Genomic DNA, 23,032 nt, shown 5'->3' with positions numbered 1-23,032 from the left:
CTAAATAGATAATTACGTTAATGGAGTGATACCTCGCATGAGTGTATCTTTACCCCTATCAGCGGCAACAGCATCAACGGCTATCGTGACCCGACCCCAAGTGATCGATCCCGATCGGCGGATTATTGAGCAGTGCCTTTCCGGACATCCAAATGGGTTTCGGGAACTCTATCAACGGCATCAGCAACGGGTGCGATCGCTCCTGTTTCAGTTGTGCGGTGCGGTTGCCCTTGATGATTTAGTGCAGGAGGTTTTCTTGCGGGCATGGAAGGGGCTAAAGGGTCTCAAACATGAGGCAAAGTTTTCAACATGGCTCTATCGGATTGCCTGGAATGTGGCTTGCGACTATCGCCGTCAACTGGCAACGCGCAAATCACGACATCAGCAATACCTGTCTCAAAGTGAGCCGCTCACTCCTGGACTGGATCTACGACAATTGCATTACGAAGATTTAGTTCAGCGCGGTTTAGCCACACTGCCCTTGGAGTACCGCAGTGTTTTGGTCCTGCATGATCTGCAGGGCTTGCCCCAAAAAGAAATTGCTGAAATTCTGCGGATTCCCGTGGGTACAGTGAAATCCCGCCTCTTTCGTGCCCGAGGCACATTGCGGACTTACTTTACGGAGGCTGGAATCACTTTATGAAACGTGAACCCCCACCTGTGGAGGATACACCCTTGGTTAAATTTTTACAAACCTATGCGGGGACGCCCCCGCCCCCCCACCCCCATTTGGAGCAGCGCATTGTCCAAGCGGCTCTGCATCAACATCAACTGAGTAAGCGACGCTGGCAAATCGTGTCTCTTTTGGGGGCTGGGGTGATCGCCACCGCCACCAGTGTGTGGTTCCTCAAACCCTCAACTCAAGTGGCAAAGCAGACGTCCCCGGATGCAGTGGCTATCTTCATCACCACCAATTGGCAAGCAATGTTTCAAGACGCAGAACCCGCCATCTTCGACTAAATTCTGTCCACCCTACTTTTACTCTTTGTTGAGTTTTGACAAGTTAAGTTTTGACAAAGGAGAACACAGCTATGTTGAAAAAATCTTTAGCCACGCTTCTTATATGTGGTAGCCTCAGCCCCCTACTGGCGATCGCTCCCCCGAGCGTCGCTGACCCCGGTTATGGCGGACCTCGCTGGAGAGCCAATCTGGACAACCTAAACCTCACACCTGAACAGCGGCAACGTTTACAAGCCGTGCAGCAACAATACCAAGGCCAAATGGAACAAACTCGCAACCAACTGCGCACCGCCAAGACAGAACTGCGGCAGATGATGAGTGGCAATGCCTCGGAGGAGCAAATCCGCAGCAAGTATCAGCAAGTGCGCCAACTGGAAAACCAACTCGCCTCTCTCCGCTTTGAAAGCATGCTGGCCATGCGGGGCATTCTCACACCGCAGCAACGGCAAGCCTTGGCCGCCCAAATGCAGCAGCGGCGGCCGGGCAATCGCCCCATGAAACCCCAGCAGTAACCCATTAAACTTGGCAACGCTCTAAAGCTCTAAAGGAGTTCATGACTTCCCTAAGTGCGGGACAGCGGATCCTGCACTTTTTTGTTGCTCAGCAGATCAAGAATCTCGGTGGCAGCGCGATCGACCACGCCGGGGGTGCCCATCGCAGCTCGCATTTTGGCATAGCCTGCCTGCATGGCTAGGCGTTTTTCAGGATGATCCAATAGCGCAAGGGCAGCAGCGGTAATGTTGGCAACGGTGGCTCGTTCCTGCAGGAGTTCGGGGACGATGTCTCTATTCACGAGTAAATTGGGGGGAGAGACAAATTTGAGGTCAAACTTCAGGAAACGCCGATAAAGCCACAAACTGAGGGGATGAACGCGGTAGATCACGACTTGAGGCACATTCAACAGCGCGGTTTCTAAATTCACCGTGCCGGATTTAGCGATCGCCAGATCTGCGGCCGCTAGAACTTGCAGGGAGTCTTCCGCCAATGTGACGCGAATGGGATATTCCTTGAGAACTGCTTCAATGGCTGAGCGATACTGCCGCAGCGAAAGGGGTAACCAAAAGCGGGCTTCAGGATAGGCTTTGGCGATATTTGTGGCAGCCCCCAAAATTAGAGGCAAGAGGGACTTGATTTCCTGTTTGCGGGACAAGGGCAACAGGGCGATCGCCAGCTCATCGGCAGCAATGCCCAAACTTTGGCGTGCCACTTCGCGACTGGGAGCCGCAGCAATGCGATCCAAGAGGGGATGCCCCACCCAGACCACATTGGCACCATGACGGCGGTAATAGGTGGCTTCTTCTGGAAAAATGGCAATCAGGCGATCGCTGAGGGCAACAATTTGCCGAGTGGCCTTCAAACTATGGGACCAGACCCACTCTTGGGGAGCGATGTAGTAAACCATGGGAATAGAAAAATGTTTGCGGATAAACCGCCCCATGGCGACATTGCCACCAATGTAGTCAATTAAAACCACTAAATCAGGGGGATGCTGCCGTAAATAGCGGCGAGCCTTGAGTTGGAGCGCGATCGTTGGCTTGATCAATGGCAGGGCTTCTAGTAGCCCCACGGAGCCAATTCCTCCAGTATTAAAGAGTAGCTTTGCCCCCGCAGCGGCCATGCGATCGCCCCCAAGGGCAGAAATTTCTAAGGGAATCCCCCGCTCTGCTGCGAGGCGATAGAGTGCCTTGACCAACAGGGCGCCCTGCAAATCCCCAGAGACTTCGCCGGTGCTAATGAACAAATGCGCCATGCCTAGCCCCGCACTGCCGCCACTGGTTGACAGAGTTGATCGGCAAATTCCTGTTCCGTAGCGGCCATTTCCTGTACGGCGGTGGCCATAATCTCAGGGATCGATTGCCCCGCTGCATATTGAGCCAGCCATTGCTGGGCGGTGTTTCCCTGTCGCAGGATTTTCTTAATCGGTGCCAGAAAGCAGCTAAAGCCCTGTGCCTTGGCGATCGGCCAAACCTCTTCGTAGAGTTCGGCTACCCAAGCGGCTGCCGTTAGTTGCCGGCGATCGCGCCAGTGGGTTAACACCGCCTCTAAACTACTTTTTGCGACGAGCTGCTCATTGTTGTCTGCCAGTTGTGCCAACATATCGCCATCCCCCCACCGCAGGGGATCAAGATCAGGGGTATCCAGCAATTGCAGGAGCCGCGCCTCTAGAAGAGCGGTCATCGCCAGTAGGGAAATGGCATCCGTAACTAGATCACAAATTCGCAGTTCAAGGCGGTTGAGATCATAGGGTCGGCGATCGCCATTGGGGCGCACAGCACTCCACAAGTGCCGCACATTTTGCATCGTGCCGCGTTGGAGTTGCTGCTCTGTCCACTCAATGAAGTGGGCATGGCTAGTAAATAGGGGCACTTGGGGTGGGGTCTTCGGAAAGATTGCCCAACGGGTGGAGTGATAGCCCGTTACCTTGCCATCAAGAAACGGCGACGCAGCACTGAGCGCCAGAAACAGGGACGCCTCCAGCCGCACTAGCCGACAGGCACGGATCAACTCTTCTGGATCCCGCAGGCCAATGTTGATGTGGACACTGGCGGTGACAACCCTTGTGCCATAGGTTTGCTCGATGTAGGTGTGATAGGGATTCTGGGGGTCAGAGCGATAAAAGCGTTGACTGTCCCCTAGACTCAGGGTGCTACCGGGAACCAGCGTTAAATCCCCTAGGGATTGCAAATAAGCGCGCAGCCGAAAGCGGGGGCGCAGCAAGTCACAGAGGGCTTGGTCATATAGAAAGACCGGCGGGGTTGTAAATTCAACATTGCGGCTATCGGGTTCACGCACAAACCCCGGTAAGTCCCTCACAATGCGATCCGACAGTCCCACAATCTCGCCCGTGGGCTTACCCGTGTAGAGTTCAACCTCAAAGCCCTTTGACAACATGGCATCCCTTTGGCTAACTTGGGTCAGCGAGCCCCCTCGCAGAAAGTGGGAATTTTGAGCTACTTAGCCACAATACCATGCCCGCGTCCCTGCCGCACATATGAACATTCGTAAAACCCTCCCTGTGGCGATCAAAACCTGATCAGTTAACCTGTATTATCAATGACACAAATCACCCCTATAGTGAGAATCTCAAGATGTTTGGTCAGCGGCGAGTCGAAGCAGATGTCCGTGTCAGTCGCGTTTTGGATCGCCTGGGAATCCGCTATCAAGTGGATGAGGATGGTGATTACCGCGTTGTCTTTGAGCTATCCAACGGTCGAACGCAACAGGCCTTTATTGACTCCAAAACCCAGCAGCTGGGAAGCTATGAAATTCGGGATGTCTGGTCTGTGGGCTACAGTTGCGAGGGCTTTCTTGACCAAGAGATAGCCAATTATCTGTTAATTGAAAATGCCAATAAGAAAATTGGCGCTTGGGAGTTGCGTCCCCTTGCTGACAATAGGTATATCGCTGTATTTTGTACGAAGGTTGCTGCTGACTGTGACCCCGAAGCCCTTTACACCAGTATCCGCGTGGTTCTTGAGGTGGCAGACGAACTTGAAAAAGTTCTTGAGGCGGGCGATCGCTTCTAGGTTAGTTTGCAGTGAGTCCCCTTAAAATCAGGGTTTGAGGCCAGTGGGGAGCTTCTGAATGCCCCGCCCCTAGGTAGGGATTGTCATTTTCATCTGAAATACTAGAAAATGCTCAAACCCGCTTCCTGAGAAACGCTAAGGGATTCAACGAAAGCATCAGGGTTGGAGGCAACTTGGCAGATCTCTCGGAAGCAAGACCCAAATGTTTCAATTCTTATAGCTAGTAGAAAAAACTGTTAAATATTACAAAAGAATTTTTATTTTGCTTCCACTGCATATCCCAACTCACGACACTGGATAAAACATTAGCTGCGATCGCCCAAGGCGCACGGTCGCCGATTCGCAGTGGAGTCAATTGTTCTAGGAAGGCCATCCATGTACTACGAACGCAAACTCTTTGCCCTCCTCCACGACCCCTACCTCAAGGCGTTGTACCGCAACAAAGCTCTCAAAGGCCCATGGCAACAGGTGTCTTGCCTGAATCAACATGCCCAGGATTTGGAAAATTGGTGGAAGCATCACGGCGGTATTACCGCAGACCATATTGCCTCGGCCAGCGATCGCCTGAGCTTTCAGCGCGGCATGAGCACCCCCCCAACAACCACTGCAAATATCACCCAAGTGGAAATTCGTCACCCGATTACTGGTGCCAAAAGTGATTTGAACTTTGCCTTTGCAGCGAGTCTCAGCGATGAGAATTTAGCTGAAATTGAGGCGCAGTCCATCTGGAGCAAGATTCGCCAAGAAACCGATGCTGAAAAGGTCTTCTGGTGGTTTTGGCGATTTTATGGCGAAGCCATTGCTGGCGATCAGCGCATCAAAGATCAAGCGGTCTATGCCAAAGATGTCTTGCTGTTACCCTCAGACACACGCATTCCCGACTGCCCCCTCGAAGCTCACACCTCGATTACCGCTGCCCTTGCCGGCACCCTCTTTCCCCGAAACGCCAGTAATGGGGATAAACCGCAGCACCCATGGCTGTTGATGTTTTCCTTTTCACCGGTTCAGGAATTCATTAAATCTTCACGCAAGCTGCTGGACTTTTGGTCAGGCTCCTATCTACTCCATTACCTAAGTGCCAAGGCCTGCTGGTTCCTTGCCGAACGCTATGGCCCTGATGTTGTGATTACCCCCAATCTCTACAACCAAACGATCATTGATGCCTTTCTGCTGCAAAAATACCCAGACTTTGAACCCTACTTTGCGGAATTTGGTATTCCCAAACCAGTTGAGGCGCAAGAGCAGCCGTCCTCCAGCTTGGTGACAGCGGGTTTTCCCAACGTGATTACGGCACTCATTCCTGAACAAGACAAAGACACGATTGGCAAAGAGCTTCAAGACCATTTGCGGGAAACATGGCTCAACCTTGGCAAAAATGTGCGCGAAGCCATCAAAACCAAGGTACGGAGTGGCTATGAAGATTGTCACTGGATTGCTCACATTGAAGCGTGGATTGATACACAGTTTCCTGCGGCAGAACAAGAGGAGTTAAAGAAAGAGTTTCTCAGTTGGCAGCAGGGAGGACGCTGGGAGTGGAATGCCCTTTGGCAAGCCCAATTAGAGAATTTTTGGGAAAGCTACTGGATCGCTTTGCCCCTTGGGGAGCCAACCCAACCTCTAACCTGCCAGCGTGGAGCATCCACCTACCCAACTTGGAAAACCGCCCAAACCACGTTAGCAAAAGCCGAGGATCCCCTGCCCACTCAGGTTGAGGAAAAGGTGTATGCCACGATTAACGTGGGTACATGGTGGCCATTGCTGCAACAGCGCCTTGGGTCAGCCCTCTCCGCTGTCAAAAACACTCGCAACTGGCAGTTTCCCGCTTCGCCGGGTGAGCGCTCCTCGATTTCTGGAGCCTACAGTGCCCTGCACCCGAATTTGCTGTACCGTGATCCTTTTCGCGAGGGGCATGGCCTGCCGGCGAGTTCCCTGCGCCTGTTTTGGTATGTGATGAGCCAAGCCTTTCCGGGGCTATTTAATGGCAGTGAGCGCTTGAATGCGATTGAAGTCACCAAGCGAATGGCATGGAAACATGGCGGTGTCGCTGAGTCTTTGGGAGTTGCGTGCCCTGAGGAGGACTATGAAAACTTGGTGCGCTTTCCCAATGCCAGCAGTATCGCTGCCGCTCGCTTTATGGTGAAGTATCCCAATCAGGTCAAGCGGTATTGGCGAGAATTGAACCAAGAATTTACTGCCGATCTGGCTTTACAGCCCTATCACGCTCGCTTTAACAGCACCACTTGCCGCCCAACCCAGATTCCCCAAGTAGATGCCAGGCTAGGGAATTACAACGGTGTCATGTTCTCGGCCAAGTGGTTGGCAGAAGCCTTAGGTCTTGACAGTAAACAGGAGCTGGCCGAACTTCGGAGGGCGGTGAATCAGACACAAAAACGAGTGGGTTGGGGCGATCGCTCCCCTGCTGACTGGTGGTGTATCCTCTTGGCCGATGGCGACAGCATGGGCAACTACGTCCGCGGTCGCAACCTGAAGAAGTATCGTGAGTATGTTGCTACGAACATTATTCAAGACATTCAGCAAAGAAAGAGCTACATCAAAAACCCTGATGAGTGGCAAACACTGCTCAACCAGACCCCCAAACGCATGGGACCTGCCACCCATGTGGGACTCAACCGTGCCCTGCTAGATTTCTCGAATCGCCTTGTGCCCTACTTAGTGGAGCAACGTCACTGTGGCCGTGTGGTCTATAGCGGTGGCGATGATGTCATGGCCGTCTTGCCCCTAGAGGATGCCCTCTCGGCGATTCATCTCCTACGCCAAGCATGGTGCGGCGGTACGGATCCAGCCGGGGAGTTTGAACCCCACGGGGACTACTGGCAAACGGTTCAGGACAGTACAGCGGCTAAGTGGCTGGGCATGCGTCGCCTGTTTACGATGGGCAAAGGGGCAACAATGAGTATGGGCGTGGTCATTGCCTACAAGAGTGTTCCTCTGCCCACGGTTCTAGAAAACCTCTGGCAAGCCGAAAAGGAACGGGCGAAAAAACTCCCCGGCAAAGATGGCCTCTGTTTCCGGGTGCTCTATGGGTCTGGCAATGTCCTCGAAGCAGTGTTGAAGGGTGAACTGCTAGCGGCTTGGCGAGAATTACTTGAGCAAGCAAATGAAGAGGTGAGTCCGCTGCTGTACCGACTCGTGACAGAGTTGCCCCAACATTGTTGGTTGAGCAAAGAGCGGGTCATTGAGAAGGCGATCGCTAGCATTGCCAATCGCCGCGAAAAAGACATCCCTTCAGAACTGATTGAGCAGCTTTGTCGGTGTTGCAATCAATGGGAAGACTGGGCGCTCCAGCATGAAGGTCAGCTAGGAACGGATCTGCAAGACCTGCTCAACCTGTTGCGGCTCATGGCCTTCTTCATTGATAAACGGTTTGTACCCCTAGGGAGTAATCAGGATGGCGATCGATGAAAGCAGAGAGTTCTAAAACTCATTTGGGCAAAACTATTCTGCTTCAAGGATAACGAAAGACACATGAGGTTGATTATCATGACTGAATTAAGTTGGTATCGTCTAGATCCCCTAGATGTCCTCCTTTTTCGTGACTCCCGACCCTTTCAACCGGGAGAAGGCTCTTGGGCAAAAAGTCTCTTTCCGCCCCTGCCAATTACGGTCTTTCAAGCCTTACGCTCTCTGTGTGACTCCTACGCGCAAAATCTGGAGTTTCTTGGGCCTTTCCTCATTGATGCCAAAAACCAAGTCTGGGTAGACACGCCCAAGGATTTGGTGTGCATTGGCAACAAAAGCAACGAGGAAGTCGACATCAATGATCGTGCCGACCTCAGTAAAGTCAAGGGCTTTGCCCGCACTCAACCCGCTGCCACCGACGACCCTGCTTGGAAAGATGTCTGCCATCCGTTGCCGGGAAAGTTACGCCCTATTGTGGAACCGACCCTCAGGGAGAATGAGCAAGCCCAAGGCCGACCGGCTCCCCTGATGCGCTTGGATGCTCTTGTCCTCTATCTCCAAGGAAAGCTGGATCAGCTCAACGCCAAAGAGCACTTCCATGATTTGCCGTGGTCAACCCAAGTCCTCCCCCACATCAAAATGCAAACCGAAAGTCGCAATGTGGAGGACGAAGCCGGCTACTTTACGGAAGTGGCCAACCGGATGCATCCGGGCTGGGGCTTTGTGGCCGGCATCAGTGTTGCCAATCTAGAGGGAGTCGTGCGCATTGGGGGTGAGGGGCATCAGGCACAGGTGCATGCCCTAAAGAAACCTCCCTTTGCAGACCTAGAGCGGTTTCAAGGCACCGGTCAAGAAACCCTAGCCTACGTGCTGACTCCCGGCTTGGCGCCCGTGGTGGCTGACGCACCTGTTTATGGACTGTATCCCCATGATTGGCAAGAGCATCTGATTGGTGTGGTGGGCGATCGCCCCCTTTTAGCCGGTGGTCTCAGTACCTTTACCCGTCGCAATGGGCAACCCCAATTGGGCTATTCCGCACAGCGTGCCTATGTCAGGCCGGGAACTATCTATCGCTTTGCTCAGCCTCCCTCTCCCCAGCCCCAACAACTCCTCGGCGGTGTAGCCCCCAAAGCTCGCACCACCTTTGAAAAACTTCACTACGGCCAATTGCTCTGGGGCACTGCATAACCACCCGAATACGAATGGATAAATAGGTGAGCACCGATACACGTTGACCTCAAAGAGACTGGATGATCAACAATGTTTAACCTTGCCTACCTCTACCTTCTCTCCCCCCTCCACACGGGTGGCACCACCCAAGAGGGCAACCTTCTCGGCATTGCGCGGGAGTCCCACACAGAGTTGCCCTACATTCCCTCCAGCACGATTCGGGGTCGCTTGCGTGCCAGTACCCCCCACAAAGACCGCAACCGCCTTTGGGGCAACACCATTGAAGATGTCATGGGCGGCGAAAACACCAACCTTACCCAAGGGCAAGTGTGGGTCGGCGATGGTTCACTCCTGTGGGTACCGGTTCCCTCCCTCAGCCATGGCGTGATCTGGATTAGCTGCCCCATGCTGCTGCATCGTTGGCAACGCCTCACTGGTCAGTCCTCAGGAACAGTCGCTGCCTACAGCACCAGTTTAGACACCAGCAAACCTGTTTATCTCAAGGACGCGATCCTCAAAGGCAATCAGCTCAAGCCTTGGGAGAAATGGCAAGAGTGGATTCCGATCCGCGAGCAAACCCAAATTCAACAGGTCTTGGTTCTACCCGATCAGCACTGCAAAACCCTCATTGAAACCAGCCTGTGGCGACAGGTCAAGGTGAAACTCGATCAGCATAAAACCGTTGAAGGCGGTTTTCGCTACGAGGAAGCCATTCCCCCCGATACATTGATGTACTTCCCGTGGGGGACGGTTGCCCAACTCAATGGCGCCGCAGAAAAAGTGGAAAGCGATCTGCGGGATGTTTTCGATAGCCACCCAATTCTCCAAATTGGTGGTCAAGAAAGCCTTGGTCGCGGCTTTGTCCAACTTGTAACCCTTGGGAGTTAGCTATGGCCTTTGATCCACGCACAATGGCACAGCCAGTCTATGAAGCCTTGAGTAAACTGCGGAATGATACAAAAGACGACACTCGGCTGCGGGAGCAAAAAAGCCAAGCCGTTGAACTCTACACCTATTTGGCCACTTGGGGACTGATGCGCCTAAAAGCGGAGGAAGCCGCTCTCAGTCAAGAGGGGAAGAAGGAGGTTGTCAAAGCTTTTTTCCGTGCCCTTGAAGAAACAGCGCATGTTCAGAATTTGGCGGATGACAAAGGCTTGGAGACCCTCAAGAACCTTGACACAGAATCCTACCTTGGCTTAACCGGCTTAGGGTTACAAATTGCCCGTGAATTTAGCTTCTGGACAACCGCCCTTTACGTTGACATCGGCAATGCAGACTAGGAGGAGGACAACATGACAAATAACCCTGCATTACAGCGACCTCAAACTCATAAAGCAACACAGCGTCCCAATTCAAGAAACGCTGGCAATAGCGGTAGTGGCAAAGGTGGCAGAGGCAATAGTGGTGGTTCCCAAAAGGGCGGGAACAGTGGGAACACTCCACCCCCCCCATGGCTCGAACATCCCCTTGATCCAAATCCCACCCCCCATCGAAGTGCAGGGTTTGTCGAGTATCTGCGCTGGATGCGATCGCCCGCTAGCCCCGCCAAAGATGGTACGAAAGTGGAACTAATGACAGTGGCAGAGCAGGGTGACTATCGCCAACGTTTGCAGGTCTTAACAGAGCGCACTCGCCAAATTGCCGGCAAAAACAATTGTTTTGCAGTCACCTGCCCATGGCGCATCCGTGTTGGTGGCCACCGTGGTCCTGAAAGTATCCTTCTGCCTGCCTTTGATAACCTAGGCATTCCCTATATTCCCTCCAGTACCTTGCGGGGCGTTGCTCGTGCCCAAGCCATTCGGGAGGTGATGCAAAACGAAGGCGTACCTTGGGCTGAAGCGGATAAACTGGTCGGCCAGTCTTACTTTGGCCATCTTGAGAGCAGCGACTCTAGCGAAAAAGCTGGCAAAATTATTTTCCTCGATGCCTACCCCTTGCCTAAACAGAAGAATGGGGGGCTAGCAGTGGACATGGCCAACAACCTTTGGTCATGGAATAATGGCGACCTCAAGTACTCTGCCAATCCGAACGTTTTCTTTTCACTGCGGGAAACCTCGTTTCTCATTGGTATCAAGCCCACAAAGCACTGTTCTCCTGAAATGCTCCATCAGGTCAAGGAGTGGTTGATTCGTGGCCTAACCCAAGGGATTGGTTCGCAAGTGAATGCAGGCTACGGCGTTTTAGTCGAACCCCAAAAACAGGTGGGGCGTGGCTTCTTTAGTGTGGATTTTACTGTTCAAGGCCAACTCATCCACGGTCGCCAAGAATTTACTGGATGGAGATGGAATGATAGAAATCAACAATGGCAAATGCGGGGACAACCAGAGGCCGAGGTGCGAGCCACAGCCTTCAAGTCAATGCTACGGTACTGGTTTCGTGCCTTTGCGCGGGGGGTGTTGCCCCCAGCAGAAGTCCAACGCCTTGAGGGAATGATTTTTGGCGCAATTCAGCCGCAACCCAAACATGGCTACCTGCGGGTACGGGTGATTAATGGGAGGGTGACCCAACCTGAGGCACGCCCTAATGAGGAAGGTAAAAACGATCCCTATGGAGAAGAACAGGGGACACTGGTATTAGACTTTTCTTCTGAAGTTCCTGATGCCCACAAAGAAACGCTAAAAGAGCTGGCAAGCAACTTGATGTGGCTCATGTTTCACTTGGGTGGCATTGGTCAAGGGGCACGTCGCCCTTGCTACTCTCGTAAAACCCGTAACCAAGCACCCTGGTGGCGTGGTTCTAATCTGATTCCTGAAGACGAGGCTCCCTTTTGGGAACTCCCCAGCAGTGCCAAGGAATTCAAAGAAATTTTTCAACAGCGACTTCAAAGGTTTTATGAAGCTTTAGGGCAGCTTAGTAATCACCCAATCAACCCGACTCAACCATTATCCATTGGCACTGTTACTACCGACCAATGGGCAGAAGCAATTGATGCAAACTGCCGTATCGTCGTTTGCAGTGGTGATCCCAGCGGAGAAAAGCCCTACGGCCTTGCCCTTCTTCATGACCCTAGCCTTAAGGTAAATGGTAACTACGACAAAAATCTCTGTGGTTCCACTGGCAAACCCTCGCCAGTTTGGGTGGCTGACTTAGAGAACTATCAAGTTATTACGATTTTTGGGGTCACCAAAAATCCACGACTCAAGTTTCTGAAACACTTGAATACGTCTGGAAGATGTTTGCAACTATTTCCTTTCAAATCTTCTTGACCTTTTGAGCTTGAATAAATACCTAAGAAGCCATGACCGACTACTACGACATTCTTGGCTTCCAGCCGGGTGCTTCCAAAGAGCAGATCAAAGCAGCCTATCGCCGCCTCTGCCAAGAGTGCCACCCTGATAAACTGCCTCCTGAGACCCCCAAAAAGGCGCGGCAAATCGTCGAGGAGCACTTCAAGCAAATCAACGAAGCCTATGCCTACCTCATGGAGCAGGGCGATCGCCCGCCCCCACCTACCCAACCAGCAACAGATGTTAGAACTGCCCGCTCCATTTTCGATCCCGCTCGTATGGAAGCCGTAGCTCGGAAACTGGAGACAGAGCGGCAGGCCATTCAACGGCAGTATCAGCAATCAATCAATGCTATTGACCAACAACAGCGGCAAAAGCTAGCTTGCCACGGCCTCAAGATTGACGATTTGGATACAGTCGATCCAGCAACCAAATGGGGCAACGTTATTCAGGGGGGGATTCTCTTGTTGGTTGGCCTATTGGTAGGGAGTGTAGGCGGTCTTTTGGGCTTTCTGGGATACCTGTGGGCTTTCTTCTGCTTTTGGGGAACCTTGGGGGCAATGCTGACAAAAACAGTGAGTCCCCGAAAATATAAAATTATTTGTGAGATTAAAAAGGAAACTGAAGCAGCAAAGGCCGCTGCTGCGCAGAAAAAAGAACGACGATTACAGGAGCAATCTAGTTACATTCGTCGTCAGATTGACTATTTCAAAACTCTACCCTTGGAAATGCTTTCAGAATCCTTTGTTCAAAATTTAAGTGATGAAGATCAGTTTTTCCTGCTCTTGGCCATCAAAGAAAAAGAGGATGATAAGCAGTGGGCGCGCACAGTTGCAGCCGGTGTAGAGATTGCTGCAGCAGCGGGTGTGGTTCTACTTCTGTCGCAACTCTTTCTGGGTGAGCCATTCTAATCTGAGCGCAACCAAGAAAAACAGGAAGGGAGGAACGATCGCCCCCCTATTAGGAAGAGTTTTGCTGAAACGCATTCTACCCCTACCCTTAGCGAAATAAAATGTGATAGCATAACTGTTCTGGCATTATACCTAGTGTTTACCTATGCCCAAAGTTCTGGTTTCCGATCCCATTGAACAGGTGGGGCTTGATTTACTTGCCCAAGTGGCACAAGTCGATGTCAAACTTGGCCTCTCAGAGGCAGAACTGATCAAAATCATTCCCGAGTACGATGCCCTGATGATTCGATCGGGAACCAAGGTCACAAAGGAGGTCATTGAGGCCGCCAACCAACTGAAGATTATTGGTCGGGCAGGGGTTGGTGTAGATAACATCGATGTGCCTGCGGCCACCCGTAAAGGGATCATGGTGGTCAACTCCCCAGAGGGCAACACCATTGCTGCTGCGGAGCACACCTTGGCGATGATGCTCTCCCTTGCCCGTCATATTCCCGATGCGAATGCTGCGGTGAAAGCAGGTCAATGGGATCGCAAACGCTTTACGGGCGTAGAGATTTATAAGAAAACCTTGGGCATTATTGGCCTAGGAAAAATCGGCTCCCACGTGGCCACCGTTGCCCGTGCTATGGGCATGAAGCTTCTTGCTTACGATCCCTATCTATCTACGGAACGCGCCGAACAACTGGGCTGCCGCCTCGTGGAGTTGGATGTTCTCTTTGCGGAATCCGACTTTATTACGCTGCACTTGCCGAAGACCCCAGAAACGCAGCATCTGATTAACGCCAAAACCATTGCCAAGATGAAGCCCACAGCCCGCATCATTAACTGTGCGCGGGGGGGCATTATTGATGAGGCAGCGCTTGTGGAGGCGCTCAAGACGGGTAAGCTGGCGGGGGCTGCCCTCGATGTCTTTGAAACTGAACCCCTTGAGGCGGAGTCTCCGCTGCGTGCCTTGGGGATGGAAGCCATCTTGACTCCCCACCTGGGGGCTTCCACGGAAGAAGCACAGGTGAATGTGGCCATTGATGTTGCCGAGCAGATTCGCGATGTGCTCCTAGGGTTGCCGGCGCGATCGGCGGTAAATATTCCGGGTCTGCGTCCGGAGGTTCTTGAGAAACTGGCGCCCTACATGCAGTTGGCGGAAACTCTTGGTAATCTTGTGGGGCAATTGGCGGGCGGTCGGGTCGAGTCTCTGGAAGTCCGTTTGCAAGGGGAATTGGCCACCAATGACAGTCAACCGATTGTGATTGCCGCTTTGAAGGGGCTACTCTCACCAGCGCTGCGGGAACGGGTGAACTACGTGAATGCTGGGTTAGAAGCTAAAGAACGGGGAATTCGCGTGGTCGAAACCCGCGATGAATCACAGCGTGACTATGCGGGATCCCTAGCGTTGATTGCTAAAAGCCCCTCGGAAACCCGCTCGGTGTCTGGTGCCTTGCTGGCTCACAGTGAATTGCGCATCACCAGTATTGATGACTTTCCCATTAGTGTGGCGCCAACCCGTTATATGTTGCTGACGCTACACCGCGATATGCCAGGCATTATTGGTAAAATTGGCACCCAGTTAGGGAGCTTTAATGTCAACATTGCCAGTATGCAGGTGGGACGCAAGATGGTACGCGGTAACGCGGTGATGGTGATTAGCTTGGACGATCCCCTACCCGAAGGCCTCTTGGAGGAAATCTTGAAAGTCCCCGGTATTCGTGATGCCTATATCGTGAATCTGTAGGCACGGCTGTGGTACAGCGTTGGTGGGAAATTACCGTCACTTGTCAAGCTGAGGCGGAAGAGCTGGTCTATTGGCGCCTTCAATCCTTTGGCTGTCAAGGTACGGCAACCCAGCAACAGCAGGGGCGGGTGTTGATCCAAGGCTATGTGCCGCAGCAGCAGGTGACCCTACTGGACATTGCTGCCCTAGGGGTTTGGATTGAGCAAGATGTGGTGGCGCAGGGCTACCTCTCGCCAAAACTCCACTGGCAGTTGGTGAATGAACAGGATTGGGCCCATAGTTGGCAAGCCTATTGGCATCCAATACCGGTGGGCGATCGCCTGCTGATTTGTCCGGCTTGGGAAACCCCACCCCTTGACAACACCCGCTTGGTGATCAAACTGGATCCTGGCATGGCCTTTGGCACCGGCACCCATGAAACCACGCAGCTTTGCCTTGAGGCTCTAGAGATGCAATTGGATCAAACCTTTGAGCCGCTGCCACCCACGGTGATGGCTGATATTGGCTGTGGTAGCGGCATTCTGGCGATCGCCAGCCTCTTGCTAGGGGCAAACAAAGCCTATGCCGTGGACACCTCGGATCTGGCGGTGACTGCGACTCAACGCAATGCTGAACTCAATGGCATCAGAGCCGACCAGTTGATTGTCAAGCAAGGGAGTTGGGAACAAGTCCTCGAACTGGTGGATGGCCTTGTCTGCAACATTTTGGCACCCGTGATTATCGAGATTCTGCCCCACTTGCCAGCAATTGTGAAACCCAAGGGCTGGGGCATCTTTAGTGGCATTCTTTTGGATCAAGCGGATCGCGTAGCGGCGCAACTGGAACAACAGGGCTGGAGCTTGGGCAGTGTCTGGCGACGGCACGAATGGTGTTGTCTCAATGCTCGCTTTGAGCGTTTGCCAGACTAGAGGGAGCTAGCTTTTCACCTTGGCCGCCGGGCGCGCCAAAGAATACGAAGCCATTAGTTCTTGGTAGCAGGCCTCTAGGCGATCCAAGTTGTGACTGAGGCTATAGTGCTCCAGCACCCGTTTGCGGGCTTTGTCCCCTAGGAGGCGAATCATTTCCGGGTGTTGATAAAAAATGGGCAGCAGCGTTTGCAACTGGGTTTTCACATACTGGGGATTCAAGACAATGCCTGCCCCAGTGAGCACTTCACCATCGGCACCCACATCGGTAGCCAAGCAGGCCAAGCCACAGGCCATTGCCTCTAGGAGCGACAGGGATAACCCCTCAATTTGCGAGGGCAAAATGAACACATCACAGCCGCGTAAAATTTGTAGCCGCTCTTGATCATTAACGATCGAGCCAAGCCAGAGAATATTTTGATCTGGACCATAATTGGCCATCAAGGAGGGCATCAGGGCACCGCCACCCACCATTAGCAACTTACAATCCGCCGGCATTTCCGCTGCACACCAAGAGCGCAGCAGCGCTTCAACATTCTTCTCAATAGCCATCCGGCCTTGATAGATATAGAGGTAGCGTGCCTTAAAGTCCTCTTTGGTCGTAGAAGGTCCCGGTGTATATTTTCGCGTATCGACGCCATTGGGAATCACCCGCAGCGTCTCAGCACCAACCCCAAGACGAATCAGTAGTTCCTTTTGCGATTGGGAAAAGACAATCACGCGGTCATAGCGAGCCAAAAAGGGGGCATACAGTTGGTAAGTCATCAAGGCGGTGCCCGTCGTTAGGGTACGATACTTTTCGCTGTAGGCAGGATGAAACGTGGCAACCAAGGGAATGTTTAACTCTTCACAAATGTCGGGCAGAAAGAAATCGAGGGGGGAGAGGGTCAATGAGGCGTGGACAATATCGGGTTTGAGTTTTTTAAGGGACTCAACCAGAACTTTGTTGGCTCGCAGGGAGGGCAGGGTATAGACTTGCGATTTATACAGGCAAGGGAGCGTCACATCTGGCATCTCCCCTTCGTTCTCAGCTTCCTGTTCATCCTCTTGGGCAAAATGCAGAAAGCTCACTTGGTACCCGCGATCCAATAGCCCATTGGTAATTTCACGACTATAGGTGACATTGCCGCAGGGGGGAGATTTTTTGCCAAGCCATGCGATGTGTAAAGCCACGATTATTGATTCCTTGATTTATTACGTTATTTATAGAGCAGCGGTACCCACTTGATCAATGATCCGAATGGGGCCATTGACATCGCCGCTGAGAAACTGCCGCAGGTAGGGATTATCGGTCGTGCGGGCTTCGGCATGGGTGCCCTGCCAGCAAATGCGCCCTTGATAGAGGAGAATCAGGCGATCGCCCGTGCGCTCAATGGTACTGTTTTGGTGGGTAACGACAACGTAGGCATGCCCCGTCTTCTCCCGTAATTCGCGAATCAAATCCTCAATCACTGTTGAGGCAATGGGATCTAGCCCTGCCGTTGGCTCATCGTAAAGCAGCAGGTAGGGGTTGTCATTGGGATCTTCGGGATTATCCACAATGGCGCGGGCAAAGCTGACTCGCTTGCGCATCCCCCCAGACAACTGCGCTGGGTAGAGGTCTTCCATGCCAGCGAGGCCGACCATCGCTAGTTTTTCACTGACAATTTCGCGAATGCGTGCCTCCGGCAAACGCGTATGCTGGTACAGGTAAAAGCCGACATTCTCAGCAACCGTGAGGGAGTCAAAAAGGGCAGATTGCTGAAAGACCATGCTCATCCGCATCCGACAGAGACCTTCTTGCCGTAATCCTTGACGGCGCTCTCCTGCAACATACACTTCACCTTTATCGGGAGCGACTAAGCCAGCAATAATCCGCAAAAGGGTTGACTTACCGGTTCCCGAAGGCCCCAAAATCACTAAGGCATCATCGGGATAGATGGCCAAATCCACATCATTCAGCACCTGCTGATGGCCAAAGGCTTTGCAGACACCGCGTAATTCCACCAATGGTTCGGCCATCGTGTCAGCCTCTCCTAGCTAAAGGCTTCTACTTGAAGGTCTGCGATCGCTTGCAGGCCGCGGGCATCTCCTAACTTAAAAAGAGCCGCCTTGGCATCTTCTTGAACCCCCATATCACTGTCTTGGAGAGCGGCAATGAGTTGATCAATCGCTTGGGTGTAAAGAGGCCCAAGGGGAATTTTGCGGCAGGCATGACCTAAGGCCCAAGCACAGTTACTGCGCACAGCGGCAATTGCATCCTGAGCCAAGGCAAGGGCAAGGGCAGGAATGGCAACCGTCGCCGCCTCTTCACTAGCTTCTGCCACCTGACCCAAGGAACTCGCCGCCCAGAGACGCACGGCAGAAATATCCGTTTGCAGGGCACGAATCAAGGGATCAAGGGTGCGCCGATAAATTTCTGGCAGGGGAAAGCGGACGCCACAGTTACCCAGCGCCCAAACAATGCCTTTGCGGACATAGCCATTCCAGTCCCGCTCCAATTGCTGAATGAGGGCATCCACCGCTGCCAAACTGGGGTTACGGCCAAGGGCATAGGCGGCACTGACACGGACAAGGGGACAGGGTTCTTGCAGGAGATTAATGAGATAGGGTGTGGCGCGTTCATCCTGCAATTCGCAAAAGGCGCGAGCCGCCAACATCCGCTCCGTCACATCGGCGGAGGTCAGCAGAGGCAACATGGCTTCGGGATCGGGGCGATCGCTCTCCTCACTCGGCAGCGCCGCTAGTGCATCTTCCGAAGTGTCGAGAAGGGGGAAATCATTGTCATCCATACTGTTTAATCTACAGGATGCTTGGAATCCCGACTAGAGCGCACCGTTGACTTCGCCGCGAAAGCCATAGATTTGGCGACTGCCACCAAAGGCCACCAGTTGCACCACCCGCTCATCCCCCGGCTCAAAACGAATGGCGGTGCCAGCGGCAATATCTAAGCGCATTCCTCGTGCCTGTTCACGATCAAATTGGAGGGCTGGATTGACTTCGTAAAAGTGGTAGTGAGATCCCCCCTGAATTAGGCGATCGCCCGTATTGGCCACCGTTAACGTCACCGTTAGCCGGCCAGCATTGAGTTCAATGGTTCCCTCTGCGGGGATAAGTTCACCGGCAATCATGGGCATCTCAGCCAATCTCTAAAGATATCCCTATCCTAGGGGTAGAGGCGCACCCGCTGCCAGTGGTCTCCTTGGCGCCGATAGCACAGGCGATCGTGGAGGCGATTGGGTCGCCCTTGCCAAAATTCAATCAGGGTCGGTAGAACGCGATAGCCCCCCCAATGCTCTGGCCGAGGGACATTTTCGCCATAGCGGGCTTCCACTTCCGCAAGGCGGGCTTCCAAATCGGCGTAGGATTCTAAAACCTCACTCTGCTGGGATGCCCATGCCCCCCAACGGCTACCCAAAGGACGACTCTGGAAGTAGGCATCGGACTCCGCTGCACTAATTTGCTCAACAGTGCCTTCAATGCGCACCTGCCGTTCTAGCTCTGCCCACCAAAAGACAAGGGCAGCCTTGGGATGGGCGGCTAATTCTAGACCTTTGCGACTGCGATAGTTCGTAAAAAAGACAAACCCGCGATCGTCCACATCCTTGAGCAAGACCAGTCGTGCTGCGGGCATCCCATCTAAGCCAACGGTGGCCAGCGTCATCGCATTGGGTTCCGGTAATTCAGCGTTGACCGCATCCGTAAACCAGAGGCGAAACTGTTCGATCGCATCCTCAGCCGCCTCACTTTCGAGGAGACGTTGACGACGGTAATCACGGCGCAGATCAGCAATGCGGGTCATGGGGTTTCTTCGGACTCATTTGTTGGGGTTTCTTCACTGATCCTAGAGGATTCCACGGGCGATCGCCGCCACAGGGCGCGGAAAAAATAGCTCAGCAGCAAAAAAATCAAACCAAACCCCATAAATAGGAGTACTCGCCACACCGGCGCAAGATGGATGAGATCAACGAAGAAAAGCCGCACCAAAGTAATGATCAGCGTGATTAGAGCCACCGTGCGCACCGCTGAGGTGTCCCGTCGCAACCCATAGATCAGCAGTCCGACGCCAAAGAGTCCCCAGACAAGGGTGGCTGCCCCCGTACCAAAGGGCGCCAGTTCGTGCTGCATCCAGATCATCGTCACCCCATAGCCCAATATCCAGTAGAGGGGGCGGGTGGGTGGGGGCAAAAAACGGATACTGACTGCTGCGGCGCCAAGCACCACCAAATGGGAGAAAAAAGCCAGATTCAACAGCGGGGGGCGATCGGCGGCAGTAAACAGCAGTTGCCCAACAAAACCAAGGCCGAGCAGTCCCCACCAAAGATGGGCAATAACCCGCAGGGTGCGCGAGGCATAGTGTTGGCTCAAATAATGCAAAATCAGCCCCTCGATCGCCAGCGGTGCGAGGATAAAGCGATTGCTGTAGTAACGAACAACAATGCCAAGGGCAATGAGCACGAGTCCCGTCAAGCTATAGACCCAGCGCCAAGGTTGGGGAATGCGTTGCCACAGTACACTAGTCACTAGGTAAAGGCCGCCAAATAGGATCAAGACCCGACCCGTTAGCGTTGCCGACCAATCCCAGAGGAAGGCACTTAAGCCCAAAGCAATCAGCGGATTAAAGAGGGCGATCGTCTGACCATAGGGCGGTGGGGAAGTCTCCTGAGGGCGATACAGCTCCCCTGCCCTGTCGTGATTGCGTCCCTGATACCAAGGGGGTAATACCGTAAAGCCCAGCCAAGTCAACGCCAGAATGATCTGTAATGCCACGACCCGATCAAGCCGTTGAGCAGTAATAGACACCGTTAACATCAGCCATCCCAACCAAAAAGCTGACAGCAGGAGCGATCGCCAGCCCTTCACTGCGTAAATTGCCCAACTGCCCAAGAGAATTAAAAAGGTATAACTGGCCAAGGCCAAGGGACGACTCATCTCTGTGTTGTAGAGCAGCAAAGGGGTTGCTAAGCCGCCAACCACGCCAATCACCGCAAAAATGGCTCGATTTTGGCGCAACGAGATGAAAAATGCTCCTAGGGTCACTAACACCATCAACGGGAAGGCCACACCCCAAGGCATGACGGTCAAAAACTGATAGGCCGCAAAGATCGTCAGGTAATAGGTCGCCAGACCGCCCCCCTGCAAAAACTGGCTAAAGATGGCTCGCTGCTGCAACCGCCAGCCCAACCCCATCAGCACTGTACCGATGATAAAGCCCATGGCCACAAGAACTGCATCGGTAATCCAGCCCAATTCAACGGCGTACCGAAAGAGGAAGCCAATCCCCAACAGCAGCAGGCCGATGCCGAGACGGTTGAGCCACAGTTCCCAATTTTGTAGCCAGTCAGCTTGGGAAGGCCTCACTGGGCGTAACGGTGGCACCGCTGGAGATTCAGGCGCTGGGGGTTGTAATTCAGTCGCAGGGGCAGGAGCGATCGCCGTCGGTTCCTCAGGTGGCGTTGATGGTGTTGCAGGTTCTGGAACTCCAGAAGAGGAGAGGTCTTCACGGAGAATGGCTCTTTGCAGAATCTCGAGCGATCGCTGCAGGGCAGCCACAGCGGCTTCTAAGTTTTCAAGACGACGCCGCAAGTCATCCCTATCTTCCATGGTTCGGCTCCCTACGGACTATATCCCCGTTTTATGCGCTAGAGGAGAGAGCCATTCCTTGGGCAATGCACTTTATGAAGTGGCTAGAGGCGCATGCCAAAAGGGGTAAAACGGGAAACAAAATTGGGTGAGAAATCGTCCTATGGCACACAGAAAAGGTCGCAAAAAGCAAATTTTCTCTTTTAGATAAATTTTTATTTTTGGTGATCTGAGTCACAGAAATCTTCAGAAATTAAAAACGATTTGTTAAAAGTTTATAAAATTTTCTTATTTTCTTTCGTCAACTGTAAATTCCGTTAATATGCCAGTCTGCGTAGGTTTCACCGCCTTCAGCGCTTTTTTATTCTTTTTCAAAATGTTTACCATGAACAAAATGCCCCTGATGCTTGATTCTAGGCCTTCGTGGTAGGTTGAAACAGTTCCGCGATGAGAGCGAACACGGCACCAGTAGGGGTAACCCCTGTGTGATGTTGGTGCCCTACTGTCCAGCCGTATGGATGCCCTTTTTAACGGACGCCTATGAAAAAAACGCTTTATGTGGGTCTGACAACAAGCACGTTGGCTGTGTTGGGAATCCTTTCCAGTAGCCGTGCAACCACAACCACACCAGCCATAGAGTCAGGTTCAGCCCCCTCTTCCGCTGTCGTTGCCACCAAAGTGGGGGAACGTCAATCCACGACCCCAACAGCAACGCGGGCGATCGCCAGTCTGCATCGTCACCAACAGCAAGGCCGCGAAGCCGTAACCGTCTATTTGCGGGGGATTCCCGTACTCACCTTCTTGGGTCAACGGGTAGCAGCTACAGAGGGCGTCAAAGTCGCTGCCGCCAACGGCGCCGGGATACCAGAGCAAACCACCCTCTCAGAAGCAGCCCAACAGGCAACCATTCTCACCGCTCGCCTCAATCAGCTCCACGAACAGGGCTTTGATGCCAACCTTGTGCGCGTGGGTTGGGATGCCCAACAACAGCAATACCGCATCTACGCCGACAAAGAACCTCTCCTGACTCTGAACCATCAAGTCACGCTTCCCAATAGTTCACAACGCAATGATGAAAACGCCCTGCGCATTGCTAACCTGATCCGCCGCCAACTGGGGAATGCCCCTGCCCTAACCAGCGTAGAGGGTAGACCAAATACCGTTGTGGCCATGGGACCGATTCGGATGCAGTTGACGGGTATTGCCTCGTGGTATGGCCCCGGCTTCCATGGTGCCCGCACTGCCAATGGCGAGCGATTTGATCAGGACGCCCTGACGGCGGCTCATCGCACACTGCCCTTTGGGACACGGGTACGGGTGACAAATCTCCAGAATGGCCGCTCAGTAGTGGTGCGCATTAACGATCGCGGGCCTTTTACGGGGGGACGGGAAATTGACCTCTCGCGGGGGGCTGCGGCTGCCATTGGCCTCATTGGTGTCGGTGTCGGGTCTGTGCGCATTGACGTTTTAGACTGATTAGACTGATCCCCACCCCCCAAAAGCAAAGTGATAGAATGAACGACATGCTAGGGGTGTCTGCGGTCAGAGCAGGCTGAGAGCAAACCCTTAGAACCTGAACCAGATCATGCTGGCGCAGGGAAGCTGTCTAGAGAGGATTCTA

21 protein-coding genes and 1 riboswitch are annotated in these 23,032 nt (G+C 53.1%); of the genes, 13 read left to right on the top strand and 8 right to left on the bottom strand.

Annotated elements, in window-relative coordinates; genetic code table 11:
- Nucleotides 1–37 precede the first annotated feature (37 nt).
- The 3 genes from RHH81_RS00500 (at nt 38) to RHH81_RS00490 (ending at nt 1,472) form a co-directional block, all read left to right on the top strand.
- On the top strand, nt 38–643 hold the full coding sequence (locus tag RHH81_RS00500; protein ID WP_149817174.1) for a sigma-70 family RNA polymerase sigma factor: 606 nt from the start codon (nt 38–40) through the stop codon (nt 641–643).
- Complete coding sequence (locus tag RHH81_RS00495) at nt 640–960, top strand: hypothetical protein (protein WP_206200606.1); 321 nt, start codon at nt 640–642, stop codon at nt 958–960. The genes RHH81_RS00500 and RHH81_RS00495 overlap by 4 nt, the downstream gene beginning before the upstream one ends.
- A gap of 71 nt (nt 961–1,031) precedes the next feature.
- Nucleotides 1,032–1,472: a Spy/CpxP family protein refolding chaperone gene (locus tag RHH81_RS00490; RefSeq protein ID WP_206200605.1), complete on the top strand. Its 441-nt coding sequence runs from the start codon at nt 1,032–1,034 to the stop codon at nt 1,470–1,472.
- 50 nt (nt 1,473–1,522) lie between these two features.
- On the opposite strand, the gene lpxB is transcribed toward RHH81_RS00490, so the two are convergent.
- Together lpxB and gshA are read right to left on the bottom strand one after the other, a co-directional pair.
- A complete protein-coding gene (lpxB, locus tag RHH81_RS00485) occupies nt 1,523–2,710 on the bottom strand; it encodes a lipid-A-disaccharide synthase (RefSeq protein ID WP_206200604.1) in 1,188 nt (395 codons plus the stop codon).
- A gap of 2 nt (nt 2,711–2,712) precedes the next feature.
- A complete protein-coding gene (gene gshA, locus RHH81_RS00480) occupies nt 2,713–3,852 on the bottom strand; it encodes a glutamate--cysteine ligase (RefSeq protein ID WP_310743195.1) in 1,140 nt (379 codons plus the stop codon).
- A 197-nt stretch (nt 3,853–4,049) separates the two neighbouring features.
- On the opposite strand from gshA, the gene RHH81_RS00475 reads away from it, so the two are divergent.
- The 9 genes from RHH81_RS00475 (at nt 4,050) to prmA (ending at nt 15,852) form a co-directional block, all read left to right on the top strand.
- Nucleotides 4,050–4,487: a hypothetical protein gene (locus RHH81_RS00475; protein ID WP_206200602.1), complete on the top strand. Its 438-nt coding sequence runs from the start codon at nt 4,050–4,052 to the stop codon at nt 4,485–4,487.
- Between the two features lie 375 nt (nt 4,488–4,862).
- Complete coding sequence (cas10, locus tag RHH81_RS00470; protein WP_310743194.1) at nt 4,863–7,910, top strand: type III-B CRISPR-associated protein Cas10/Cmr2; 3,048 nt, start codon at nt 4,863–4,865, stop codon at nt 7,908–7,910.
- Between the two features lie 78 nt (nt 7,911–7,988).
- Nucleotides 7,989–9,095 (top strand): type III-B CRISPR module-associated Cmr3 family protein, encoded by a 1,107-nt coding sequence (locus tag RHH81_RS00465; protein WP_310743193.1) that lies wholly within the window; start codon nt 7,989–7,991, stop codon nt 9,093–9,095.
- 72 nt (nt 9,096–9,167) lie between these two features.
- Nucleotides 9,168–9,965: a type III-B CRISPR module RAMP protein Cmr4 gene (cmr4, locus tag RHH81_RS00460; protein WP_310743192.1), complete on the top strand. Its 798-nt coding sequence runs from the start codon at nt 9,168–9,170 to the stop codon at nt 9,963–9,965.
- 2 nt (nt 9,966–9,967) lie between these two features.
- Nucleotides 9,968–10,357, top strand: a complete 390-nt coding sequence (locus RHH81_RS00455; protein ID WP_206200598.1) for a hypothetical protein — start codon at nt 9,968–9,970, stop codon at nt 10,355–10,357.
- A 12-nt stretch (nt 10,358–10,369) separates the two neighbouring features.
- The gene (locus RHH81_RS00450) at nt 10,370–12,283 is read left to right on the top strand and encodes an RAMP superfamily CRISPR-associated protein (RefSeq protein WP_310743191.1); all 1,914 of its coding nucleotides are present in this window, start codon (nt 10,370–10,372) and stop codon (nt 12,281–12,283) included.
- A gap of 32 nt (nt 12,284–12,315) precedes the next feature.
- A complete protein-coding gene (locus RHH81_RS00445) occupies nt 12,316–13,215 on the top strand; it encodes a J domain-containing protein (protein ID WP_310743190.1) in 900 nt (299 codons plus the stop codon).
- Nucleotides 13,216–13,360: 145 nt separating this feature from the next.
- Nucleotides 13,361–14,944 (top strand): phosphoglycerate dehydrogenase, encoded by a 1,584-nt coding sequence (gene serA / locus RHH81_RS00440; RefSeq protein WP_206200595.1) that lies wholly within the window; start codon nt 13,361–13,363, stop codon nt 14,942–14,944.
- Nucleotides 14,945–14,952: 8 nt separating this feature from the next.
- Nucleotides 14,953–15,852 carry a 50S ribosomal protein L11 methyltransferase gene (gene prmA, locus RHH81_RS00435; protein ID WP_206200594.1) on the top strand — a complete coding sequence of 300 codons (900 nt, stop codon included), beginning with the start codon at nt 14,953–14,955 and terminating at the stop codon, nt 15,850–15,852.
- A 6-nt stretch (nt 15,853–15,858) separates the two neighbouring features.
- Here prmA and RHH81_RS00430 read toward each other — a convergent pair whose 3' ends face one another.
- Genes RHH81_RS00430 through RHH81_RS00405 form a run of 6 tightly spaced genes read right to left on the bottom strand, consistent with a single transcriptional unit; the run spans nt 15,859 to nt 21,432 of the window.
- Nucleotides 15,859–17,022: a glycosyltransferase family 4 protein gene (locus RHH81_RS00430; RefSeq protein WP_302678555.1), complete on the bottom strand. Its 1,164-nt coding sequence runs from the start codon at nt 17,020–17,022 to the stop codon at nt 15,859–15,861.
- 30 nt (nt 17,023–17,052) lie between these two features.
- Nucleotides 17,053–17,850, bottom strand: coding sequence for an ABC transporter ATP-binding protein (locus tag RHH81_RS00425; RefSeq protein ID WP_206200592.1), 798 nt, complete (start codon nt 17,848–17,850; stop codon nt 17,053–17,055).
- Between the two features lie 14 nt (nt 17,851–17,864).
- On the bottom strand, nt 17,865–18,620 hold the full coding sequence (locus RHH81_RS00420; protein WP_206200591.1) for a HEAT repeat domain-containing protein: 756 nt from the start codon (nt 18,618–18,620) through the stop codon (nt 17,865–17,867).
- A gap of 33 nt (nt 18,621–18,653) precedes the next feature.
- Nucleotides 18,654–18,959 (bottom strand): urease subunit beta, encoded by a 306-nt coding sequence (locus RHH81_RS00415; protein WP_310743536.1) that lies wholly within the window; start codon nt 18,957–18,959, stop codon nt 18,654–18,656.
- Between the two features lie 35 nt (nt 18,960–18,994).
- Nucleotides 18,995–19,630 (bottom strand): pyridoxamine 5'-phosphate oxidase, encoded by a 636-nt coding sequence (pdxH, locus tag RHH81_RS00410; RefSeq protein WP_206200590.1) that lies wholly within the window; start codon nt 19,628–19,630, stop codon nt 18,995–18,997.
- Nucleotides 19,627–21,432 (bottom strand): DUF2339 domain-containing protein, encoded by a 1,806-nt coding sequence (locus RHH81_RS00405; protein WP_310743189.1) that lies wholly within the window; start codon nt 21,430–21,432, stop codon nt 19,627–19,629. The genes pdxH and RHH81_RS00405 overlap by 4 nt, the downstream gene beginning before the upstream one ends.
- A gap of 519 nt (nt 21,433–21,951) precedes the next feature.
- On the opposite strand from RHH81_RS00405, the gene RHH81_RS00400 reads away from it, so the two are divergent.
- Nucleotides 21,952–22,887: a septal ring lytic transglycosylase RlpA family protein gene (locus RHH81_RS00400; protein ID WP_304941100.1), complete on the top strand. Its 936-nt coding sequence runs from the start codon at nt 21,952–21,954 to the stop codon at nt 22,885–22,887.
- Between the two features lie 42 nt (nt 22,888–22,929).
- Nucleotides 22,930–23,028: riboswitch (TPP riboswitch) on the top strand.
- Nucleotides 23,029–23,032: the final 4 nt, after the last annotated feature.

The sequence above is a fragment of the Thermosynechococcus sp. PKX95 genome (assembly GCF_031583295.1).
In the GTDB taxonomy this organism is placed as follows: Bacteria; Cyanobacteriota; Cyanobacteriia; order Thermosynechococcales; family Thermosynechococcaceae; genus Thermosynechococcus.
The sequence above is the reverse complement of the archived record's forward strand: the minus strand, read 5'-3'. Positions and strand labels throughout refer to the sequence as shown.